The sequence below is a fragment of the Marinobacter halophilus genome, from assembly GCF_003007685.1.
Classification (GTDB): Bacteria; Pseudomonadota; Gammaproteobacteria; order Pseudomonadales; family Oleiphilaceae; genus Marinobacter; species Marinobacter halophilus.
Map to the genome: position 1 here is coordinate 198189 of NZ_PXNN01000016.1, position 21921 is coordinate 220109.

At 57.5% G+C, this 21921-nt stretch carries 18 protein-coding genes; 13 read left to right on the plus strand and 5 right to left on the minus strand.

What is annotated here, in order from left to right:
* The first annotated feature begins 161 nt into the window (after positions 1-161).
* The 5 genes from cysM to C7H08_RS13390 all read left to right on the plus strand — a co-directional run bounded on the left by cysM (position 162) and on the right by C7H08_RS13390 (position 6092).
* Entirely contained in the window at positions 162-1055 is an 894-nt protein-coding gene (cysM, locus tag C7H08_RS13370) for a cysteine synthase CysM (RefSeq protein ID WP_106672740.1), read from the plus strand.
* A 42-nt stretch (positions 1056-1097) separates the two neighbouring features.
* Positions 1098-2447 (plus strand): 23S rRNA (uracil(1939)-C(5))-methyltransferase RlmD, encoded by a 1350-nt coding sequence (gene rlmD / locus C7H08_RS13375; protein ID WP_106672741.1) that lies wholly within the window; start codon positions 1098-1100, stop codon positions 2445-2447.
* Between the two features lie 79 nt (positions 2448-2526).
* On the plus strand, positions 2527-4764 hold the full coding sequence (gene relA, locus C7H08_RS13380) for a GTP diphosphokinase (protein ID WP_106672742.1): 2238 nt from the start codon (positions 2527-2529) through the stop codon (positions 4762-4764).
* Positions 4761-5600: a nucleoside triphosphate pyrophosphohydrolase gene (gene mazG / locus C7H08_RS13385; RefSeq protein ID WP_106672743.1), complete on the plus strand. Its 840-nt coding sequence runs from the start codon at positions 4761-4763 to the stop codon at positions 5598-5600. The genes relA and mazG overlap by 4 nt, the downstream gene beginning before the upstream one ends.
* Positions 5601-5747: 147 nt before the next feature.
* Positions 5748-6092: a pilin assembly protein gene (locus C7H08_RS13390; protein ID WP_106672744.1), complete on the plus strand. Its 345-nt coding sequence runs from the start codon at positions 5748-5750 to the stop codon at positions 6090-6092.
* Positions 6093-6161: 69 nt separating this feature from the next.
* On the opposite strand, the gene C7H08_RS13395 is transcribed toward C7H08_RS13390, so the two are convergent.
* Positions 6162-6392: a hypothetical protein gene (locus tag C7H08_RS13395; RefSeq protein ID WP_106672745.1), complete on the minus strand. Its 231-nt coding sequence runs from the start codon at positions 6390-6392 to the stop codon at positions 6162-6164.
* A 104-nt stretch (positions 6393-6496) separates the two neighbouring features.
* Here C7H08_RS13395 and ppc point away from each other — a divergent pair, with 104 nt between their 5' ends.
* The 6 genes from ppc (at position 6497) to C7H08_RS13425 (ending at position 13505) form a co-directional block, all read left to right on the plus strand.
* Positions 6497-9142 (plus strand): phosphoenolpyruvate carboxylase, encoded by a 2646-nt coding sequence (gene ppc / locus C7H08_RS13400; protein WP_106672746.1) that lies wholly within the window; start codon positions 6497-6499, stop codon positions 9140-9142.
* Between the two features lie 59 nt (positions 9143-9201).
* Positions 9202-10572: an HDOD domain-containing protein gene (locus C7H08_RS13405; protein WP_106672747.1), complete on the plus strand. Its 1371-nt coding sequence runs from the start codon at positions 9202-9204 to the stop codon at positions 10570-10572.
* Positions 10573-10791: 219 nt separating this feature from the next.
* Positions 10792-11445 (plus strand): adenylate kinase, encoded by a 654-nt coding sequence (gene adk / locus C7H08_RS13410; RefSeq protein WP_106672748.1) that lies wholly within the window; start codon positions 10792-10794, stop codon positions 11443-11445.
* A 33-nt stretch (positions 11446-11478) separates the two neighbouring features.
* Positions 11479-12183, plus strand: a complete 705-nt coding sequence (gene tsaB, locus C7H08_RS13415) for a tRNA (adenosine(37)-N6)-threonylcarbamoyltransferase complex dimerization subunit type 1 TsaB (protein ID WP_106672749.1) — start codon at positions 11479-11481, stop codon at positions 12181-12183.
* A gap of 105 nt (positions 12184-12288) precedes the next feature.
* Complete coding sequence (locus C7H08_RS13420; protein ID WP_106672750.1) at positions 12289-12666, plus strand: UDP pyrophosphate phosphatase; 378 nt, start codon at positions 12289-12291, stop codon at positions 12664-12666.
* A complete protein-coding gene (locus C7H08_RS13425; RefSeq protein ID WP_106672751.1) occupies positions 12666-13505 on the plus strand; it encodes a class I SAM-dependent methyltransferase in 840 nt (279 codons plus the stop codon). The genes C7H08_RS13420 and C7H08_RS13425 overlap by 1 nt, the downstream gene beginning before the upstream one ends.
* Before the next feature lie 32 nt (positions 13506-13537).
* Here C7H08_RS13425 and plsB read toward each other — a convergent pair whose 3' ends face one another.
* A complete protein-coding gene (gene plsB, locus C7H08_RS13430) occupies positions 13538-16009 on the minus strand; it encodes a glycerol-3-phosphate 1-O-acyltransferase PlsB (protein ID WP_106672752.1) in 2472 nt (823 codons plus the stop codon).
* 141 nt (positions 16010-16150) lie between these two features.
* On the opposite strand from plsB, the gene nudC reads away from it, so the two are divergent.
* Together nudC and murI are read left to right on the plus strand one after the other, a co-directional pair.
* A complete protein-coding gene (gene nudC, locus C7H08_RS13435) occupies positions 16151-16978 on the plus strand; it encodes an NAD(+) diphosphatase (RefSeq protein ID WP_106672753.1) in 828 nt (275 codons plus the stop codon).
* Positions 16971-17819, plus strand: coding sequence for a glutamate racemase (murI, locus tag C7H08_RS13440; RefSeq protein ID WP_106672754.1), 849 nt, complete (start codon positions 16971-16973; stop codon positions 17817-17819). The genes nudC and murI overlap by 8 nt, the downstream gene beginning before the upstream one ends.
* On the opposite strand, the gene C7H08_RS13445 is transcribed toward murI, so the two are convergent.
* From C7H08_RS13445 to C7H08_RS13455, 3 genes are all read right to left on the minus strand, one after another.
* Positions 17797-18804 (minus strand): DUF2156 domain-containing protein, encoded by a 1008-nt coding sequence (locus C7H08_RS13445; protein ID WP_106672755.1) that lies wholly within the window; start codon positions 18802-18804, stop codon positions 17797-17799. The two genes, murI and C7H08_RS13445, sit on opposite strands and share 23 nt — an antisense overlap.
* Before the next feature lie 44 nt (positions 18805-18848).
* Complete coding sequence (locus tag C7H08_RS13450; protein ID WP_106672756.1) at positions 18849-19502, minus strand: class I SAM-dependent methyltransferase; 654 nt, start codon at positions 19500-19502, stop codon at positions 18849-18851.
* Positions 19503-19736: 234 nt separating this feature from the next.
* Complete coding sequence (locus C7H08_RS13455) at positions 19737-21914, minus strand: putative bifunctional diguanylate cyclase/phosphodiesterase (protein ID WP_106672757.1); 2178 nt, start codon at positions 21912-21914, stop codon at positions 19737-19739.
* Between the last annotated feature and the right edge of the window lie 7 nt (positions 21915-21921).

Genomic DNA, 21921 nt, shown 5'->3' on the forward strand with positions numbered 1-21921 from the left:
TCCTTGTGAGCATAGATGATCCGGAGCCCAATAACCGAGGTAAAGGTTCCGGAAACGATGGGTTATAGCTGCGGGTCATGGATATAGCGACAAGCTGTATTGGGACAAAGCGGCTATAACGCGTATGATTCTGAACCGAAAGTGTATCACAGGGTTTCGCTATGACTTTCCCCACGATTGAAGATTATGTAGGGCATACTCCTCTGGTTCGTTTGCAGCGGCTGCCGGGGCAAACTTCCAATATCATTCTGGCCAAGCTGGAGGGCAATAATCCGGCCGGATCGGTCAAGGACCGGCCTGCGGTCAGTATGATACAAGAGGCGGAACGCCGGGGTGAAATCAAGCCAGGTGATACCCTGATTGAAGCAACCTCCGGCAATACCGGCATAGCTCTGGCCATGGCGGCAGCCATTAAAGGCTACCGGATGGTGCTGATCATGCCCGCCAACATGAGTGAGGAACGCCGGGCCTCGATGCGCGCCTATGGTGCCGAGATCATCACCGTTAGCCGGGAAGACGGCATGGAGGGGGCCAGAGATCTGGCTGCCCGCATGCAGGCCGAAGGCAAGGGTAAGGTGCTGGATCAGTTCAGTAATCCGGACAATCCCCTGGCGCATTATCGCACCACCGGCCCGGAAATCTGGTCGCAGACCGAAGGCAAGGTCACCCACTTTGTCAGCTCGATGGGGACCACCGGCACCATCATGGGCGTCTCCCGTTATCTGAAAGAGCGTAATCCGGACATTCAGATCATCGGCTTGCAGCCCGAAGACGGCGCATCCATTCCTGGCATCCGGCGTTGGCCTGAAGCCTACCTGCCCAGGATCTATGAGGCCGCGAGGGTAGATGAGGTGCTGGATATCGGCCAGCAAGAGGCCGAAAACACCATGCGCGCTCTAGCCTCAGAAGAAGGCATTTTCTGTGGTGTCTCCTCCGGGGGCTCCATCGCGGCCGCCCTCAAATTGTCCCGAAAGGTTGAAAATGCGGTTATCGTGGCCATTATTTGTGATCGCGGAGACCGATACCTGTCTACCGGTGTGTTTCCCGGCGCCTGAGCCGGTCACTCCCTGCCGGCAACCCAAGAGAGAACAGTCTATATGAGTAAGCGTCGCCGCAAGGTTCTGCCTAAAGAACCAGTGCGCTGTGAAGTCGAGACCCTTGGCCACGATGGCCGGGGCATTGCCCGTGCCGACGGTAAAGTCCAGTTTGTGGATGGCGCTTTGCCGGGCGAAACGGTAATGGCGAAGATGGTGGATACCCGCAGCAAGTTTGATGAACTGCGCACGATTGAAGTGCTGGAGGCAGCACCGGACCGTCAGCAACCGCCCTGTGAATTTGGCGACCTGTGCGGCGGCTGCAGCCTGCAACACATGACGGCCGATGCCCAGATCCGGTTCAAGGAAAATACCCTGCGGGAGCATTTTGCCCATTTCGGGGGCATCGAGCCGGAGCAGTGGATTGAGCCCATGCGTTCACCGGACACCCTGGGCTACCGCCGCAAGGCTCGTCTGGGCGTGCGGTTTGTCAGAGCGCGGGAGTCGGTACTGGTGGGCTTCCGCGAAAAGCGCAACAGTTTTTTGACTGATATTGACCGCTGTGTGGTGCTGGATCCGCGCATTGGTGAGCGCATACAGCCCTTGCGCGAGCTGCTGCACAGCATGGCAGCTTATGATCGCATCGCGCAGGTTGAAGTGGCCTGTGGCGATGATATTGCGGCCATGGTGTTCCGTAACATGGACGACCTGATACCGGATGATCGGGAAAAGCTGATTCAGTTCGGTCGGGCCCATGACTTGCATATCTATTTGCAGCCCAAAGGGCCGGACACGGTGCACCGGATCTGGCCAGGAGCGGCCAGCCGCGACGACGAGCGGCTGAGTTACCGGATGGATGAGTTCGATCTGACCATGAGATTTCATCCCATGGACTTTACTCAGGTGAACGCGGGCATTAATCGCGACATGGTGCACCGGGCCGTGGAATGGCTGGATATTCAGCCCGGTGAGCGGGTGCTGGATCTGTTTTGCGGCCTTGGCAACTTCACTTTGCCGATGGCTCGCAAAGGCGGTCAGGTGGTGGGCGTGGAGGGTGACGATGCCATGGTTGTCCGTGGACAGGAGAACGCACGCCTGAACGGTCTGGACAACGTCGAGTTCCACGGCGCCGATCTGCACGGTGATTTTACCGGGCAGAGCTGGGCCAAAGAAGGCTTCGACAAGATTCTGATTGATCCGCCACGGTCAGGCGCTGAGGACATCTGCAAATACCTCACCGCCTTCGGGGCTAGCCGAATTGTCTATGTTTCCTGCAATCCGGCGACCCTGGCGAGGGACGCTGGTGTCTTGGTCCGGAACGGCTATCGCTTGGTACAGGCGGGTGTTATGGACATGTTTCCACACACCACCCACGTTGAATCCATTGCTCTGTTTGAGCGTGACAAGCACTGACTGAGCGGCGGCCAGTCAGTCTCGGGGAGGCCAGGATGGCCACTCCAATAACCGGAAAATCAGCGGGTATCTCTCTGCTATGGTAAAAGTTCGGGAAGATTATTCGATCACCGACGATGGTGAGGTGGACATCGAGCGTTTTGTCCGTCAAATCTCGGAACAGACGCATCTTGATAACCCGGATCAGCTCCGAAAGGCCTGTCAGAAGGCCGCACACATTGCTTTGCAGGCGTTTCGGGAAGATCGCTTGTGGGCGCCAGGGTCCAGCAGCTTTCTCACTGGCCTGGAGATGGGTCAGGTGTTGGCCGAGCTGCATTTGGATCAGGCCAGTCTGGTTGCTGCCGTATTGTACCGTGCGGTGCGGGAAGAGCGGGTGTCGCTTGAAGAGATCCGCAAGGAGTTTGGCGACGAGGTTGCCGGGCTGATCAACGGCGTACAGCAGATGGCGGCGATTTCGTCAGTCCACCACCCGCTCAAGGGCAACGTGTTGGGCCAGAGTGAAGGCCAGCTCGACAACGTTCGCAAGATGTTGGTCACCATGATTGATGACGTCCGGGTGGCGTTAATCAAGCTGTCCGAGCGTACCTGCGCTATCCGGGCGGTAAAAGACGCGCCGGAACAGAAACGTATGCGGGTGGCCCGAGAGGTTTTCGACATCTACGCGCCTCTGGCCCACCGGCTGGGTATCGGTCACATCAAGTGGGAGCTGGAGGATCTGTCGTTCCGTTATTTGCACAGCACGGCGTACAAGAAGATTGCCAGGCTACTGGATGAGAAACGGATGGATCGGGAAGGCTACATCCGGCGTGTTATCTATACTCTGCAAATGGAGCTGCAGGCGTCGGGTATCAAGGGTGACCTTAGCGGCCGGGCCAAACACATCTACAGCATCTGGCGTAAAATGCGACGCAAAGGCATCGACTTCTCGCAGGTTTACGACGTGCGGGCAGTGCGGGTCCTGGTGCCGGAAGTCCGCGATTGCTACGCAGCGCTGGGCATTGTGCATACCCTGTGGCGTCACATCCCCAACGAATTCGATGATTACATCGCCAACCCCAAAGAAAATGGCTACCAGTCGCTGCATACCGCGGTGATCGGGCCGGAAGGCAAGGTGATGGAAGTTCAGATTCGCACCCACGCCATGCACGAGGAAGCCGAACTGGGCGTTTGCGCGCACTGGCTGTACAAGGGTACTGACAAGAACAACAAGTCCACCGGCTACGATGCCAAGATCAACTGGCTTCGACAGGTACTCGAATGGCAGGAAGAGCTGGGCGACCTGTCCGGACTGGCCGACCACCTAAAATCCGATGTGGCGTCGGATCGTGTGTATGTCTTTACGCCGGAAGGTCACGTGGTTGACTTGCCTCAGGGGGCAACGCCGGTCGACTTTGCCTATCGGGTGCACACGGAAATTGGCCACGCCTGCCGCGGGGCTAGAGTGAACAGTCGCATCGTGCCGCTGACCTATCCATTGAAAACCGGCGACCAGATTTTTGTTCTGACCTCCAATAATCCGGCGCCAAGCCGTGATTGGCTGAACCCCAGTCTGGGCTATATTCAGACCTCCCGGGCTCGGGCAAAGGTGACTCACTGGTTCAAACAGCAGAATCGCGACCGCAACATCATCGACGGACAAGCCATTCTGGAAGACGATTTCCGCCGGCTGTCGTTGTATGAAGTAGATCTGACGGATCTGGCAAAAAAAGTGAACTACCCATCGCCCGATGACATGTTCGCCGCCATTGGCGCCGGTGATCTGCGGCCCACGCACGTCGCCCACGTAGCACAGCAGATGCTGGAGCCAAAGTCCGAGCAGCTCGATCTCAAGCTGACAGCGGCCCGCAAAAAGGGCTATGACACAGAATCTGACATCCAGATTCACGGCGTCGGTAAACTCAAAACCCAGGTTGCCAAGTGTTGCAAACCCTTGCCGGGTGATGCGATTGGCGGTTACATCACTGTGGGGCGGGGCGTAACAGTGCACCGTCAGGACTGTCTGACCTTCCTCAGTCTGCGAGAATTTGAGCCAAACCGGATCATTGAGGTTAACTGGGGTGGCGATCCGGTATCGGTCTATCCGGTGGATATCGAGATCGAGGCTTACGACCGTTCCGGCTTGCTACGGGATATCACCCAGGTTTTGTCGTCGTCCCGCAGTGATGTGCTGTCGCTCAATACTCTGAGCAATAAAGACGAAAACACCGCGACCATGAGGGTGACGGTGGAAATCTCCAGTCTGGAACAGTTGGCCCGGCTGCTGGCGCAGATCCGAAATCTGCCAAATGTTATTGATGTGAGGCGCAAGCGCGGATGAGTTACACCATTGATGATCTGAAAACTTTGATGGCCCGGCTCAGGGAGCCGGAGACTGGCTGCCCATGGGACACCCAACAGACGTTCAGCAGTATTGTGCCGCACACTCTCGAGGAAGCCTACGAAGTAGCCGATGCCATTGACCAGGCCGATTACCCGCATCTGAAAGATGAGCTGGGTGATTTGCTGTTCCAGGTGATTTTCTACGCTCAGATAGGCTGGGAACAGGGTCATTTTGAGTTTGATGGTATTGTCGATCATCTGGTGCGAAAACTGATTCGCCGCCATCCGCATGTGTTCCCGGAGGGTACGCTGGTTAGCCGGATCGATCCGGATAACCGGCCCGATGAGACCTGGATCAAGGAAAGCTGGGAGCGCATCAAGGCGGAAGAGCGCGCGCAAAAGCCAGCGCAGGAAGAGTTCGTCAGCCGCTTGGATGGCATTGCCCGAACGCTGCCGGCGATGGTTCGGGCCGAGAAACTGCAGCGGCGAGCGTCACGGCACGGCTTTGACTGGCCTGAGATCGGTCCGGTGTTCGACAAGCTTCATGAAGAAATTGATGAGCTCAAGGAAGCCTGGCAGGCTGCCGAAGCTGGCACTGGTGATCGGGATTGTGTCGAGGACGAGCTGGGCGATCTGATGTTTGTGTGTGTGAATCTGGCACGATTCATGAAAGTGAACCCGGAGCAGGCTCTAAAACGAACCAATCACAAATTCGACGCACGCTTCCGGGCGATCGAACGTGTTCTTGAAAGTGAGGGTCGAAACCTGGATGAGGAAACCCTGGCGGCGTTGGACGCCATTTGGCAGAAGGTCAAAGGGGTAGAAAAGCAGTAGCGGTCGGGAGCCTGAAGTTGCTCCGATAAGTACAATCCGTTACCAATTCCCGGTCACCGAATGGTCATTCTTCGTCTAAACTTTGAATTGTTGGCGCACTAAATCGGTGCGTTGCGCTGTCAAATAAGATGCAGGGGTGAAGGCACCATGAAAATCAAAGATCTGGTCAAGCATTGGGACAAGCACGGTCGCGGTCGGCTTACTCGTGACGGTGCTTATCTTTCGTTGTCTGACCAGCACCATGAGCTGCTGCAGCAAGTAGCGGCCATGTACCCGATGAAATCCAGCCAGGATCTGATGCGAGATCTGATTTCTGCGGCTCTGGACGAGTTGGAAACCAGCTTCCCGTATGTGCAGGGTGAGAAAGTGGTGGCTTACGATGAGGATGGTTTCGAAGTGTTTGAAGATCGGGGTCTGACTCCGCGCTTTGTCGAGCTGAGCCAGAAGCATATTAAGCGGATCAAGGCCCGCCAGCTTGAATCGGTGGCCTGAGGTTCAGGTACAGAACTGAGAAACCCCGAATCGAAGTGCTCCAGGCGCTTCGATTCGGGTTTTTGGTTGTTATGTTTTGCTTGCCAGTCGTTCCTTCAGCGGCCCTTTACTGACCAGATCGTCCAGGGCGGCCGCGATCATGTCGTTCAGGATGTCACTTTCGCTGCGGTCCGGATAAAGCTCTGCCAGTGCGGCTACTCGCGCGGCGTCTTCCAGAGGCAGGCGCAGATTGTATTCGTGAGTCCGCTCCATCGCCTTTTTTTCTTCTTCCCAATGTTGGGGCAAATCGGTCACTTTCATGCTGGCTCCTTGTGGCGAGGGTTATCAATCGCCAATAGACTTTCTGAACTGATCCTTAGTATCGTAAGTTTACTTCGTCTCCGTCAATTCAGAAGGAACTCAATGTGTCTGAACTGCATCCCGATCTGCGAGAAAACGTGCGTTTACTCGGAGAACTTCTGGGCCAGAGCATCCAGCGTTTCCCGGGCCAGGACTGTTACGAGCGGATTGAAGAAATCCGGGCCGCGGCCAAAGCGGATCGCCGCCAGGAAAGTGGCTCCGGTCAGCGCCTGGTCAACCTGCTTGGCGAACTGAGCGATACCGAGTTGCTGCCGGTGACCCGGGCGTTTAATCAGTTTCTGAACCTGGCCAATCTGGCCGAGCAGTATCACGGCATCCGCCGCAAGCAGGGGCATCCCTCCGATCTGATGGTGGAATCCTTTGGCGACGTATTTGATCGCCTCAAGGCCGGTGGCGTTGAGGCCGAGGAGCTGCACCGCCGGGTGGCAGAGCTCCGGGTTGAATTTGTGCTGACGGCGCATCCGACCGAAGTGGCCCGTCGCACCTTGATCCTGAAATACGATGAGATGTCGGACTGCCTGGCCCAGCTCGACCATGACGACCTGATGCCGGCGGAGCGTGACGAAATCGTTGACCGCCTGTCTCAGTTAATCACCGAGGCCTGGCACACCGATGAAATTCGCCATGAACGACCAACCGCCGTTGACGAGGCCAAGTGGGGGTTTGCGGTTATCGAGAACAGTCTGTGGCAGGCGTTGCCGAAATTCTTGCGCAGCCTTGATCAGTCACTGTCGGACGCCACGGGCAAGGGGTTACCACTGGGCGCTTCACCGGTTCGAATTGCATCCTGGATGGGCGGCGACCGCGATGGCAACCCTAACGTTACCCACGAAGTCACCCGTCAGGTGTTTCTGCTGGGTCGGTGGATGGCAGCGGATCTTTACCTGCGTGACATTCAGTCGCTGCGAGCGGAACTGTCCATGTGGCAGGCCAGCGATGAACTGAAGGCGCAAACTGGCGACTCCCGGGAGCCCTATCGGCAGGTGCTGGCCAAGCTCCGGGACCGGCTGATCCGGACCCGTGACTGGGCCGAGGCGGGCGTGAAGGGCCAGTCGGCGGATGACACCGACATTCTGTTTGAAAACGAAGACCTGACCGGGCCGCTGGAGCTGTGTTACCGCTCCCTGGTTGATTCTGGCCTTGAACACATTGCCAACGGCCCGCTGCTGGACACCCTGCGCCGAGCGCACACGTTCGGGTTGCCGCTGGTTCGTCTGGATATCCGGCAGGAGGCGGCGCGCCACGCCGAGGCTGTTGCCGAAATGGTGGAGTATCTGGAGCTGGGAGACTACCTGTCCTGGTCCGAGCAGGAGCGGCAGGCCTTTCTGTTGAAAGAGCTCGGTGGGCGCCGGCCCCTGGTGCCGCGCAACTGGGCACCGTCCGAGTCGGTCCGGGAAGTGCTGGCCACCTGTGAAGTGGTCGCCGGGCAAACGCCGGAGGCGCTTGGCTCCTACGTGATTTCCATGGCCAGCAAGCCGTCCGACGTGCTCAGTGTGATCCTGCTGCTGCGCGAAGCCGGCATGCAATTCCCGATGCGGGTGGTGCCGTTGTTCGAAACCCTGAGCGACCTTCAGGGCGCGCCCGACAGCATGGCAGCTCTATATGAGATTGAGTGGTACCGGGACTACTGTCAGGGTCGTCAGGAGGTGATGATCGGCTATTCTGATTCGTCCAAGGATGCCGGCCAATTGATGGCTGCCTGGGCCCAGTATCAGGCTCAGGAAAAGCTCACTCAGGTAGCCAGCCGGTACGGCGTTCATCTAACGCTGTTTCACGGTCGTGGTGGCACCGTTGGTCGTGGCGGCGGGCCCGCAAACCGGGCAATCCTGTCGCAGCCACCGGGCTCGGTAAATGGCAGCTTCCGGATTACCGAACAGGGCGAGATGATCCGCTTCAAGTTCGGCTTGCCCAGGTTGGCGGTGCAAAGTCTCACGCTTTATACCACTGCCGTCATCGAGGCAACCCTGGCACCACCACCTGAACCGGAAGACAGCTGGCGAGAGGTCATGGATTGGCTGACTGAAAGGTCGCTTAAATCCTATCGCGAGGTGGTGCGCGAGAATCCGGATTTTGTGCCGTACTTCCGCCAGGTCACGCCGGAAACCGCCTTGGGCAAGCTGGCCCTCGGCAGCCGGCCGGCCAGGCGCAAGCCGACCGGGGGCGTGGAGAGCTTGCGTGCCATACCCTGGATTTTCGCCTGGACCCAGATGCGCCTGATGTTGCCCAGTTGGCTGGGCAGCGACGTCGCGCTGGAGGAGGCGGCTCGCCATGATCGGTTGCCGGAACTGCGGGAGATGATGCGGGGATGGCCGTTCTTCCGCACCTACGTGGATATGTTGGAAATGGTGCTGGCCAAAGCCGATCTGCGCATTGCCAGCTATTATGAGCAAACCCTGGTGGAAGATGACACGCTTAAAACGTTGGGAGCTGATCTTCGTGAACGGTTGAGAGGCTGTATCCATCGTTTGCTGGAACTGAAAGGCCAGCAGACATTGTTGGAAGATGAGCCGGTGTTCGCCCATTCAATGCGGGTACGCAATCCATACACTGACCCCTTACATTACCTGCAGGCCGAGCTGCTGAAGCGAGATCGAGAAAGCGAGGGCAAGGGCGAGGTGCCTGAGATGGTCGAGCGGGCTTTGAAAGTGACTATGGCGGGCATCTCTGCCGGTATGCGAAACACGGGCTAAAGTGCATAATAGCGCCGGGTTCGGAACACCCCGGGAACCGGATACAGGAGTTTTCCCCTTTGGCACTGTCAGACAAACTGGCGAACTTTCTCACCCTCAAGGGCATCCATTACCAGCAGATCGAGATTGAGCCTGTGGCCAATCTCGATGCGGCAGTGCTTGCCTCTGGTCAATCCCAGCGCAATTTTATGCAGCCTACGTTGCTTATCGACATCAACGGCGTGGTCATGGCAGTGCACCGTTTTGACAGCACCCTGGATCTGGACGCCGTGCATCAGTTTACCGGCCGACGACTGCAGCCGTTGACGGCGCGTCAGACCGCTCGTCTGTTTGGCGACTGTGACCCGGGATTCGTGCCGCCGGTGGGAGGTGCCTGGGATTTGTCGGTATTGGTGGATGAGGATGTGGTCAAGGCTGAGCAGGTGTTGTTTTCAGCCGGAACAAACCATTGCCTGATCGGCATGAATGGTCGTGCATTCCGGTTGGCCCTGGCCGGCGCCCGTGAGGCTCACTTGGTGATCCGGGGCCAAAGCAATGGTTCGCGGGGGGCACTGACCCTCGATGAAGTAGCAGACAAGTTGCAAAAGCTATACCGGCTGCCGCCCATGCCAGCGCTGGCACTGCGAATTCTGAAGCTGACCACCAACAGCGAAGCCACCGCCAGAGAACTCGCAGAACTGATCGAATTTGATCCGAGCATGACCGCGCAAATCATGCGTTACGCTCGCTCGGCCCTGTTCAATTACCCAGGCCAGATCAATTCGGTACAGGAGGCGGTCACCCGGGTGCTGGGGTTTGATCGGGTCGCTCACATTGCCATGGGTATTGCCTCGGTGCGAGCCTTCGATGTGCCCAGGAGCGGCATGCTGGGTATGGATAATTTCTGGCGGCACTCGCTGTACTGTGCCTTTCTGTGTCAGAACCTGGCGGCACGCTTGGGTCGTGATAAAGGCCTGGCTTATCTCTGTGGGCTGCTACACAACTTTGGCCTTCTGTTGGTCGGGCATCTGTTTCCTTTGGAATTTCAGGAGCTGAACGCGCTGCGTGAGATCAATCCGGAAGCGAGCATGCACTCGCTGGAGCAGGAAGTGTTCGGTCACGGTGATCGTCAGGATATTCTGGCGGTTGGCCATGGCGCTATCGGCGGCATCCTGCATCGCCTGTGGCAATTGCCAGAGCCCGTGATCAAAGCGGCGGGCATGCACCAGACTCCCGGTTACCACGGTGAGCACGAAGACTACGTGTTGATGGTCCAGCTGGCCAATGCGATGCTCAAGAAGCAGGGTATCGGTGATGAGTTCAATCCGGATGATATTCAGGCTCTGACCGAGGCACTGGGTCTGGAACCCGCGACGCTGGATCTGGTTCAGCAGGAAATCCAGCAAGTCGCGTCTGATCTGGACGTGCTGGCGTCCTCCCTTGCATCCTGACCAGATCCCCGGCAGGCTCTTCGGTGCTGGATAATGCCTATTTTCCAGTAAATCAGCCCATGATACGGAGGTCGACTTTCTCTGCCGGGGCGGACTTCGTATAATGCTGCCTCAATTTTGGGCAGGCATGGTCGCAAGCTGTCGAGAGGTTGTCGCAAAGGTACGGATTTTTGCCGCAACTTTTCAAATGACAATATAAAACAATCGGAGCACAACGATATGAAAATCATTATGTTAGGCGCGCCAGGCGCGGGTAAGGGTACCCAGGCACAGTTCATTACCGAGCGTTTTGATATGCCCCAGATTTCTACGGGCGACATGTTGCGCGCGGCGGTCAAGGCGGAGTCAGAGCTGGGCAAGCAGGTCAAGGAAGTTATGGCATCCGGTGGTTTGGTGTCTGACGACATCATCATAGCCCTGATCGAAGAACGTATTCAGCAGCCGGATTGCAAGAACGGCTACCTTCTGGACGGTTTCCCGCGCACCATTCCTCAGGCCGAAGCGCTGAAGAACCAAGGCATCGCCATTGATTATGTCGTTGAAATTGCCGTCGATGATGAGGAAATTGTCAGCCGCCTGTCTGGTCGTCGTGTTCACGAAGGCAGTGGTCGTATTTACCACGTCAAATACGATCCGCCCAAGACTGAAGGCAAGGACGACGAAACCGGCGAGTCGCTGGTACAGCGTGAAGACGACAAGGAAGAGACTGTGCGCAAGCGTCTGAGAATCTACCACGAGCAAACCGCACCACTGGTTGATTTCTACCAGGACTGGGCGGCTAAAGCGCCTGGCGATGCGCCGAAATACGTGCGTGTGGAAGGTGTTGGTACGCTGGACAGCATTCGCAACCAGATTCTGTCCCAGCTCAAGTAATAACAACCGGAGTAGCCCCGGAGGCTTGATTCTGTGAAGCTTTTAGCACTGGACACGTCTTCTGAGGGTTGCTCTGCTGCTCTCTGGCTGGATGGCCGGATTACCGAGCGGTTTGAACTGGCTCCCAGGGGCCATACCCGCCTGTTAATGCCCATGATCCGCGAACTGCTTGCGGAGCAGGGGCTTGCGCCAACGGATCTTGATGCCCTGGCATTTGCCCGGGGCCCTGGCTCGTTTACCGGTTTACGGATTGCCACCGGTGTGGTTCAGGGTCTGGCCTGGGGCTTGAGCCTGCCGGTGGTGCCGGTGTCGTCTTTGGCCGCGGTGGCCTTTGGCGCCATCGAACAGCATCAGTTGGCCGAAGGTGACCTTATCGCGGTGGCGTTTGACGCGCGCATGGGAGAAGTCTACTGGGCCACTTTTCAGTGTAGCGAGGGCTTGCCTTCGTTAATCGGGGAGGAGCGTGTATGCCCACCCAGCGCGGTTAGCCTCCCGAAATCCGGGCCCTCGGCTGATTGGCTTGGCGTGGGGCAGGGTTGGGCCTTTGTCGGTGACATGCCTGAAGACGTGGTCAGCCGAGTCTGGCGCACCGATGACTCCCTGGTGCCCCGTGCTGCTCAAGTTGCCCGGCTTGCGGAGCAAGGTTACCGTCACGGTGCTGCGGTGTCGGCGGAGATGGCCCAGCCCGTCTATATTCGGGACGAAGTTGCCTGGAAAAAGCTTCCCGGGCGAGAGTAGCGACGTGTATTTCTTAATCAATTTCATCGCCGCCTGGCTTTTCAATCGGGCTGCGATCTTCCATAATGCTTTGACACATTCGAATCATTTCTGTGGTTGTGCATTATGATCGGTGGCATCAATCCGGCAAACTCTTCCCTGATCCAGACGGGTAATAACAGTCCGGCCCGTGAGCGTGCCGATGTTGCGCGATCGCCGGCAGCATCACCGCAGGCTCCGGCGGCCGATGCCGTTCGCCAGGGTCTGAATGCCCCTCGACAAGATCGTGATACCGCCTCTGGTAACCTGCCAGGCAGCTATGACGTGGCCGAACGACGGGTTGAGGCGCGCCGGGCTGCCGAGGATGTTCGCCTTGAGCGATTCCGGGCTGACGAGATGCCCCTGCCAGCGTCCCGGGCATTGTCTACTTTTGCTGGTGTCGCTGCTGCCGGGCAGGAATTCGAAGGCGGCGCCGTGATCTCCGGCATCGACATCCTGGTCTGATGCCAGACTCTTCGTTAACAGACAGTCACTCTCTGGATAGCTTTTCCCTCGCAACCATTGTGGCTTTGGCCTGCAGCCCTCTCGGGGATCAGCAGGCGGCAAGGCAATTGGCCGACGAGCTTGAATTGTCCTGGCTGGGCACCGTCAAACCTCAACAGATTCGGGATTACCCGGTTTTGTTGTACATGGATGATGAAGGCCTGGCACTTCAGCTGACCGGTAAAGGTGCACCCGGCCCGGTCAGGGCGGAATTTGTCACCGGTAAAATGGGCTATCGCAGAGAGCATGGCGGCGGCACGGGTCAGTTGGTTGCCCGCGCAGTTGGTCTGCAGAAGACAAAGGTCAGCTTGCATGTGCTTGATGCCACCGCCGGCCTTGGCCAGGATGCCTTTGTCCTCGCTGGCCTGGGCTGCCAGGTTAGCTTGTTCGAGCGTAACCCGGTGATCCATGCTCTGCTGGCCGACGGCCTGGCGCGAGCGTCGTTGAATATTGAGTGCGCGGAGGTGATCGCGCGCATGCACCTGGAAACCGGCAGTTCCATTGACTGGCTGCAGAGGGCCGAGCAGCCCGCAGCCGACGTTATCTATCTGGACCCTATGTTCCCGCACCGGGACAAGGCCGCGTTGGTCAAAAAAGAAATGCAGGTATTCCGCCAGGTGGTGGGCGACGATGACGACTCTGAGCAGCTGTTAGCGGCCGCACTTCGGTGCGCGCGATACCGGGTCGTGGTCAAGCGGCCCCGGAAAGCGCCGGCGGTGGCTGGCCCGGAACCCACAACGCGGGTTGAAGGCAAGAGCAGTCGTTACGACATCTATTCGATCAAAGCATTACCGACCTGAGCAGAGAAAGTCCGTGCCGGCGCCGGTAAGGCTCAGGCATCCAGCATGGTGACTTGCTGAATTGCCTGACGTTTCTCCACGCTTAACACCAGTCTTGCATCCTCCGCCACTTCATCCAGGCCATCGCCATAGCAAAGCCGTCCGTCCTCATCGGTAGTGAGTACGCCGGTTTTCTGCATGTTGGCGATGAAGTTCCGGAACAGAGTCTTATCAAAGAACTCCGGCGCATTCAGTCCGAACAGGATCGACATGCGTTCCGCCAGCAAAGTGCTTTGCTCTTCGAGCTCCGCCGCCGTGAGCTTTCCGGAGCCGTATTTACGCAGGATGCCCAGGGAAATGTGGTATCGCTCCAGGGTCTGGATAATGAAGCGTGACAGGATACGTGCCCGCAGCATCGCTTCGGTACCTTCTTCCGGCCGGCCCAGGCGGTCCTCATCCAGCTGAATCAACAAGCCTTGATCAATCAGCACATCAATCCATTGGTTGATCACCGATTCCACCTCATCCTTGGTGAACCGGATAAACAGTTCTGACTGCAGATAGGGATAGGCAACGCTGGTCAGGAACAAGATTTTGTCACGACGCAGGCTGGACTTGTTTTCGAACAGACTGACAACCAATGCCGGCAGCGCGAACAGGTGCTGGATGTTGTTGCGGTAATAGGTCATCAGGATGGCGTTTGCGCCTTCCAGAGCAATGATATCGCCCAGTTTCTGAGGCTGGCGGGTAATCAGCCCCATGTTTTCGCAATAAGCCACCCAGTCCCGGCCAGAACCCTCTGGCAAGGTAACGGTATCGGCGTAAGGAAGCGCTCTAAGCAGGTCAGCGTATTTGTCCAGCAAGCGGATCAGCTGGCCTTCGTCCATGGCCATGCGTTCAGTCCCCAGCAAAACCGTTGCCGTCATGCCGATGGGATTTACGGCCACCGAAGCATTGATATTGTTCGCCACCCGCTGGGCCAGTTCATCGACCGCATCCGTCAGCCAGGGCGGACGAAATTCGGCGTCGTATGCTTCCTTGCGCCAGCTGTCGTGAACATCGTCCAGAACATTCGCCAGGGGAATAGGATCACCGAAATTCAACGCCACCCGGCCAAAAGAGCTGGTCAGCTTGCGGGCGGTTTTGGCCAGCCCGAAAATGCTCTCTTTTTCTTTTTTCTTGCCCCGCAACTCGCCCAGATAGGAACGGCCCTCCATCACTTTTTCATAACCGATGTACACGGGTATAAACACGATTGGTTTGCGGTGATCCCGCAGGAAGCTGCGCACGGTCATCGCCAGCATGCCGGGCCGGGGCGGCAGCATGCGCCCGGTGCGGGAGCGGCCGCCTTCGACGAAGTACTCCATTGAATAGCCGCGGGTGAACATCACATGCATGTATTCGTTGAAGACCGTGGCGTAGAGCGGGTTGTCCCGAAAGCTGCGGCGCATGAAAAAGGCACCGCCCCGGCGCAGAATCGGGCCGATAACGGGCATGTTGAGGTTGATGCCGGCGGCAATGTGTGGCGGCATCAGGCCGTTCTTGTACAGTACGTAAGACAGCAGCAGGTAATCGATGTGGGACCGATGGCAGGGCACATAGACCACGGCGTTATCCTGGGCGACCTCTTTGGCGACCTGGATGTTATTGACTGCAATGCCTTTGTAGATGCGATTCCATAGCCAGGCCAACACCAGTTCCAGAAACCGGATAGTGACAATCGACATACTGGCAGCGATTTCATCGGCGTATTTGTAGGCTTTGGCGCGAACTTTCTCCGGAGGAATGTCATCCCTGGCTGCGGTTTCGCGAATGCTTTCCTTGACGGCCTGGGTGCGTACCAGGCCCTCCACCAGCGTGCGCCGATGCGACAGGTCCGGCCCTAATACGGCCTGACGAACCCGCCGGAAGTGTGTGCGCAGGATGCGGGCGAGTTTGCGCTTGGCCTTTTCTTCGTTGTCCCGATATTCATCCACCACCTGTTTCAGTGACAGCGGCTGGTTGAACTGCACGTAGGTGTTGCGGCCGTGTACCAGAATAATCAGAAATTTCTGTAGCCGGCCGGCGACTGACCAAGTGTCTGACAGCAGCAGTTTGACCAGTGACTTTTCTTTGTCCGGAGACCGGCCCCAGAACAGAGAGACCGGGACGATCTGGACATCCTGATCCGGGTGCTCCAACCCGAAGTGAACAAGACCGGTGAACTCTTTGGTAGGCACGGGCTTCTGTCGGCCACCGCGGGCCAAACCGCCAATGCGCTTGTAAAGAAAGAAGAAAGAGTGCGCCGGGCCATTTTTGACCGGTAGAATTTCGGTTGCGCCGGGCAGGCGTGCATGAATCACTTCCTGTTCTAACACCAGGCGGCTCGACAGGGAACTGTATTGCAGCACATAGCACACCGGTTTGTCCGGATCGAGCTCGAGGGCTTCCAGAGTATTGCCACTGACATCGGTCCTGATCCATAAAAACAGAATCTTGCGGAAAAGAGACAGGATCAGGCTACGAACGCCCTGATAAAGCCGCATAAGATGATACTCCGGTACTGGAAACAGGCGCCAAGTTTAACGGGTTGAGGCGGGTGCGGAAAGCGGTATACCGATTCTTGCTGGTGAATGTGATGTGTTACATTGCGGTTCAGACAAAACATTGGCTGAGAAGGCAAAAGTATGGTGAACAACAGGGCTCAATGGGTGCCAGGCTGGTCTGAAGATGCGCCAGTGGCCGGGGATCTGCTGCTGGCTTTTTCCGGAACCAATATCCTCAAACCCGGCGATGGCTGGTTTCTGCGTTGGGGTGGTCCGGAGATGGGTGACAGCCGGCCGGAAGCCCTGGCCCTGGGTACCTGGAATGGCCAGCCGTTGTTTGTCACCACGCTGCCGGATTCAGGCCTGCCCGGGCTGCAGACCCTCACCCTGAGAGACGCCTTGATAGCGTTGCCAGAGGCGCCGGTGGATCTGCTCAGCACCGGCTTTCAGGTCTGGCAGTGGTGGCAGGATCACCGCTACTGTGGCCGGTGTGGTGAGCGCACACAGCCCCATCCACGAGAGCGCGCTCGCTGGTGTGACCGCTGCCATATTCCCTGGTACCCCAGAATTGCTCCCTGCGTCATCGTCATTATCCGGCGGGACAACCGTTTTCTGTTGGCTCGGTCTTCGAGGGTTACCCGCAACTTCTACAGCCTGATTGCCGGCTTTGTGGAGCCCGGCGAAAGCCTGGAGCAGGCGGTGGCCCGAGAGGTGAAGGAGGAAACCGGGCTGGACGTTGGCAATGTCCGCTATCAGAGTTCCCAGCCCTGGCCTTTTCCCCATCAGCTCATGATGGGGTTTGTGGCTGACTATCAGGGCGGTGAGCTTTGCCTGCAGGAAGATGAGCTGGCGGATGCGGGCTGGTTCAGCGCTGAGGATCATCCGCCGATACCGCCCGAAACCACCATTGCGGGGCGTCTGATCGGTGCGATCAAAGATGACATTGCTCGTGCCCGGGACGATGCCTGACATGAGCACGCCACGTATCCTGGTGTTTGATTCCGGTGTGGGCGGGCTGAGCGTGGCCGCCTGTATTCATCGGGCCCTGCCCGGCGCCGAGTTGGTGTATCTGGCGGATAACGCCGGGTTTCCCTACGGTGGGCAGTCTGAACAGGTGGTCATTGCCCGCAGCTGTGCGCTGATTGGTGAGTGTCTTGCGCAGTTCTCTTGTGACGTCATTGTGGTGGCCTGCAACACCGCCAGTACCGTCGTGTTGCCGCACCTGAGGGCGATGACGGTGGTGCCGGTGGTGGGGGTGGTGCCGGCGGTCAAGCCGGCGGCGGCCTGCTCGGTTAACCGGCGCATCGGACTGTTGGCCACCCCGGCCACCATTCAGCGCCCCTACCTGGATGACCTGATTGCCGAGTTTGCCTCAGATTGCGAGATTGTTCGTGTCGGTCATCCCGGCCTGGTGTCCTGGGCGGAACAACTGGTGCAGGGCGGAGAACCGCCGCAGGTTGAGCTGGATGAGGCGATGGCGCCCTTGCGCGCGAACGCTGTGGATACCGTTGTGCTGGGTTGCACCCACTACCCCCTGCTCTTACCCTGGCTTCGGAAAAGTCTGCCGGAAGTGAACACGTGGGTGGAATCGGGTGAGGCGATTGCGCGGCGGGTGGGTTTTTTGCTGGAACAGTCCGGCCGACTGACAGAGGCGGAGACCACTCGTGCAGACGGCGCGCCGGTGGTGATTCAGGCCTGTTTTACCGGCGCGGCACCGGGTGATATCGCGTATTTCATGATGGAGATGGGCATTGCGGTGGCTCGGATCAGCGGCCAGTGGCCTGGCGCTACAGCAGCCGGGTCAGTTTGAACATGGCCAGAAACTCCAGCACCGGGATGGCCCGCTTGTGGCAGCAGTAGGTCTTGAAGTTGTCACCCCGGAAGCGTGACTTGGTGAACTCCAGCCCTTTGAAGTTGTAAAGGAAGTTACCCTTCTCATAGATGCCGTGCATGAGTCGTTTCAGCAAACGGCTTTCCTGATGTTCGGTGGCGCTGTCCAGCGACAGCGGGATCAGCCCCAGGTCCAGGTACGGCACACCTTCCGCTTTGAAGGTTTCCATGGCGTGGGCCATTAAGGTATAGAAGATGCCCTGGCGGAAATCGGCGTTGGCACGCGAAATGTTCGGCACGTAACTGATGATCTCGTTGTTGCGATAGACCGGATCAAAGTAAATAAAGCCTACCGCCTTGCCATGCTGATAGGCGTAGAAGTGCCGTTCATTTTCCCGGTAGTCCATCTCCATGGGGCGGATCAGAAACCGGATCTCGTTGCTTTTGCATTTTCGAGTGCGAATCCAGGCCTCGGAAATTTCGCGAGTGTGATCGTCACTGAACCGCTCCATCACCTTGATGCCGCTTTTTTCCGCCTGATTCAGGGCGGTGCGCAGTATTTGCTTCTTTTTGCCGGTCAGAGACCATTTGCGCAGATCAATCCGGGATTCGCTGCCAAACTGGGTACCATAAAGCCCGAACCGCAGGTGCAGGAACTCAACCACCGTTTTAGACACCTGGATGTAACAGGCGTTCGGGTATCGCTGATGAAAGCGCTCAAGCATCAGCGGGAAGTTTTCCTTGGCACTCACCGGATCTGACAGTACAAAGGTGCCGCCCCATTTGCGCATATAGGCGATGTAACCAATGCCTGGTACGTCAAAATATTGCATGCCCGGTTGCAGTGTTGAGAACGACTGGGTGTGCGCGCCGTACTGCTTGAGGTAGCTGATCCGTTCGGTGAAGGTAAATTGGCCATCGGCCAGCTCCCCCAGACTGTCCAGTGCAAGAATCTGATCTGACATGATAAGGCTCCCGGTAACCTGTTGTTATTTTATGGTTTCGAGGTTCAGGTGCGCTTTTGGCCAAGAATCGACCAGTAGCAATCCATGTTCAGCAGTTTGAAATGCTTTTTCTCAGTTACCTGCAGGCCCAGGCGCTGCATGTGTTCGGGATAGTTGTAGATCTTGTGGAAGGCGTTGTTGGCAAAAAGCCAGAAGATAAACACGGCCATGTACCAATAGAGTTTCTTGAACAAGCGGGACAAGATGTTGCCGGTCGGATAGCAGAAATCACCCACCACCACTTTTGCGTCGGCTTTGCCGAGGCGAATCAGATGCTCCAGCACTTTGACCATCATGTCTTCATCAAACACGTTCAGGAAAAAGTTGGCGACGACCATGTCGTAGTGCTCGAACTCATCCACCTCCATTATGTCGCTGTGAATCCGGCGGATGGTCAGGTGCGGGGCCTCCTTTTGCTGGGCATCCCCGAACTTTCGGAGCATGGTCTCGGACAGGTCGACCACGGTGACCTCTGCCCCCAGTTCCGCTGCCCGGATGGCATCCCGACCATGGCCGACACCGGCAAACAGGATGCGGTCACCCGGTTTCACGGTTTCGATATCCAGCATGGCGGTTTTGCAGCGGTGTATGTTCTTGCCGCTGTAGAGGTTGCTCAGAAAATCATATACGGGGCCGATGTACTTGTACTTGTCGCGCATGGTGGCGGCTGCCTTCTTCTTGTTCTCTGGTTGACCGTCACCGTTATTGTGATTGTTGCCCTGACAACTAGTCAGACATTCCGGTGATCGGTTACTGATAACCTGAGCTTAGAGAAGGGTCGGAGTGAAATATGTGCAGTACTGCGCAAATATGGATACACAAAGTAACGCATCGAAACACTTTGCAAACCGGGTCAATTTTTATTATAGGAATGTAGAACAATCATGTTTGATTCAGGCTGTGGAGGCGAAGGCCAGGCCGTCTCTGCGTAACAGTCGGCTGATATCGGCCGCAGGCCGGGCCGGACCGTAGAAGAACCCCTGCACCTGATGGCAACCGAGGCTTTTGAGGTAGCTAAGCTGGTCGTCGGTTTCAACGCCTTCTGCCACAATTTCCAGTTTCAGGCCGTGGGCCATGGCCACAATGGCGTTGACAATGCAGGCACCGTCTTCGCCGCTGCGGATGGCTTTGACGAAGGATTGATCCACTTTCAATGTGTGGATGGGCAGTCTGTGCAGATAATTCAAAGATGAATACCCTGTGCCAAAATCGTCAATGGCGATGCGGACACCGGTGTCTGCCAGCTCTTTCAGTTTGCGACTGATCTGTTCCAGATCGCTCATGATCACGTTTTCAGTGATTTCGATTTCCAGGTTTCGGGCCGGGAACCTGTGCGCACGCACCCGCTCCAGCAAGGTTTCCACGAATCGAGGGTGCTCCACCTGGCTTGGTGACAGGTTCACCGCCAGCCGCAGGGTAGGGTGCCCGCTGTTGATCCAACGGCCCACGTCGCGGCAGGCCTGATCCAGGACCCGTTCGCTGAGCTTGCCGATGAGCCGGGTTTCCTCGGCCAGCGGGAGAAAATCCGCCGGGTACAGCAGACCGCGTTCCGGATGTTGCCAGCGGACCAGGGCTTCCAGGCCCACCACCTGGTTAGTGCGGGAACAGACTTGGGGTTGATAGTGTACTCGGAGCTCGTCCCGTTCCAGGGCAAGCCGAAGGTCCCGTTCCAGGCTTAGGCGGTGGGCGGTATCGATGCTCATGCTGTCGGTAAAGAAACGGTAGCCGTCTTTGCCCCGGGCTTTGACGTGGTACATGGCGATGTCAGCATTCTGGATCAGCTGATCCATGGTGTTGCCGGCATCCGGGAATACGGCAATGCCGATGCTGACGCCAACAAACACTTCATGGTTACCCAGTTGGAACGGATCTTTCAGCGCCTGAATCAGTTTTTTGGCGATGCCGCGGGCGTCCTCCGGGCTGTGGATGGAGGGCAGCAGCAGGGTGAATTCATCACCGCCAAAGCGCGATAGAGTATCGCCCCGGCGGAGGCATTTTTCCAGGCGGTGAGTCACTGCCTGCAATAAGCGGTCACCCATAGCGTGGCCAAGGGTGTCGTTAACCACTTTGAATCGGTCCAGATCCAGAAACATCACGGCCAGCTTCTGCTCGCTGCGACGGGCCTGGGTGATGGCCAGCTCCAACCGATCTTTAAATAACGCTCGATTGGGTAAGCGGGTAAGCAGGTCATGGTAGGCCTGGAAGTTGATAAAGGCTTCGGCTTCCTTGCGCTCGGTGACATCACGGGCAATGCCATAATAGCGGGCCGGTTGGCGAGTGCTGCCGCCCAGGGTGACACCGGTTTGGGGCCAGCTTTGCGGATCGACCGGAAAAGCGGTGATCTCGAAGTGCCGGGTGGCCTTGCTATTGCCTCGGGTTTTCAGGCGCACTTCCAGCGTGCGGGGGTTATCTGCCGAAATGTCTGGGCCGCGCAGGGCGTAGGTGCCCCGCGCGACATCGCGATCATCCAGAATGACTCGAAAATGCTCGCCGCAGAGTTCAGCGGGTTGATAGCCGAGTAGGCTCTCCACCTTGTTATTGATGAAACAGATGTGCCCGGTTTTATCGAGCATGAAGACGATGTCGGGTGAGCTGTTAACGATGTAACGGTGCAAGGCCTCGGATTTTTCCAGCCGGGTCTGAATCAGTTCATGGGCTTTGATCAGGGACTGTTTTCCGAGCACACTTTCAACGGTGGCGAGCAGTTCTTCGGGGTCAAACGGTTTTCGGATATAGTCCAGTGCGCCTCGGCGCAGGGCGCGGCTGACGGTACTGAAGGAGCTTTCACCGCTGACCACGATCACACCGCAATCGGGTTGTAGTCTGGCGATTTTCTCCATGACCGCAAAACCGTCGGTGTCGGGCATATTAAGGTCCAGCAGCGCCAGATCGAAGGATTGATCAGTCAGCTGATCACAGGCTTCACGGCCGCTGCCCGCTTCAGTGACATCAAAGTTCCGGCGCCTCAGCAACGCAGCCAGTGAGGTCAGCAGGCGCGGCTCGTCGTCTGCCACCAGAATCCGGGCCGGATAAAACCCGGATGAGGGTGGTCTGCTTTGTTCAGGTGCCATTGGTCTG

Coding starts and splice junctions, on each gene's coding strand:
- cysM (WP_106672740.1), top strand. CDS start 162: ATGACTTTCCCCACGATTGAAGATTATGTAGGGCATACTCCTCTGGTT.
- rlmD (WP_106672741.1), top strand. CDS start 1,098: ATGAGTAAGCGTCGCCGCAAGGTTCTGCCTAAAGAACCAGTGCGCTGT.
- relA (WP_106672742.1), top strand. CDS start 2,527: ATGGTAAAAGTTCGGGAAGATTATTCGATCACCGACGATGGTGAGGTG.
- mazG (WP_106672743.1), top strand. CDS start 4,761: ATGAGTTACACCATTGATGATCTGAAAACTTTGATGGCCCGGCTCAGG.
- C7H08_RS13390 (WP_106672744.1), top strand. CDS start 5,748: ATGAAAATCAAAGATCTGGTCAAGCATTGGGACAAGCACGGTCGCGGT.
- C7H08_RS13395 (WP_106672745.1), bottom strand. CDS start 6,392: ATGAAAGTGACCGATTTGCCCCAACATTGGGAAGAAGAAAAAAAGGCG.
- adk (WP_106672748.1), top strand. CDS start 10,792: ATGAAAATCATTATGTTAGGCGCGCCAGGCGCGGGTAAGGGTACCCAG.
- C7H08_RS13420 (WP_106672750.1), top strand. CDS start 12,289: ATGATCGGTGGCATCAATCCGGCAAACTCTTCCCTGATCCAGACGGGT.
- C7H08_RS13425 (WP_106672751.1), top strand. CDS start 12,666: ATGCCAGACTCTTCGTTAACAGACAGTCACTCTCTGGATAGCTTTTCC.
- plsB (WP_106672752.1), bottom strand. CDS start 16,009: ATGCGGCTTTATCAGGGCGTTCGTAGCCTGATCCTGTCTCTTTTCCGC.
- nudC (WP_106672753.1), top strand. CDS start 16,151: ATGGTGAACAACAGGGCTCAATGGGTGCCAGGCTGGTCTGAAGATGCG.
- murI (WP_106672754.1), top strand. CDS start 16,971: ATGCCTGACATGAGCACGCCACGTATCCTGGTGTTTGATTCCGGTGTG.
- C7H08_RS13445 (WP_106672755.1), bottom strand. CDS start 18,804: ATGTCAGATCAGATTCTTGCACTGGACAGTCTGGGGGAGCTGGCCGAT.
- C7H08_RS13450 (WP_106672756.1), bottom strand. CDS start 19,502: ATGCGCGACAAGTACAAGTACATCGGCCCCGTATATGATTTTCTGAGC.
- C7H08_RS13455 (WP_106672757.1), bottom strand. CDS start 21,914: ATGGCACCTGAACAAAGCAGACCACCCTCATCCGGGTTTTATCCGGCC.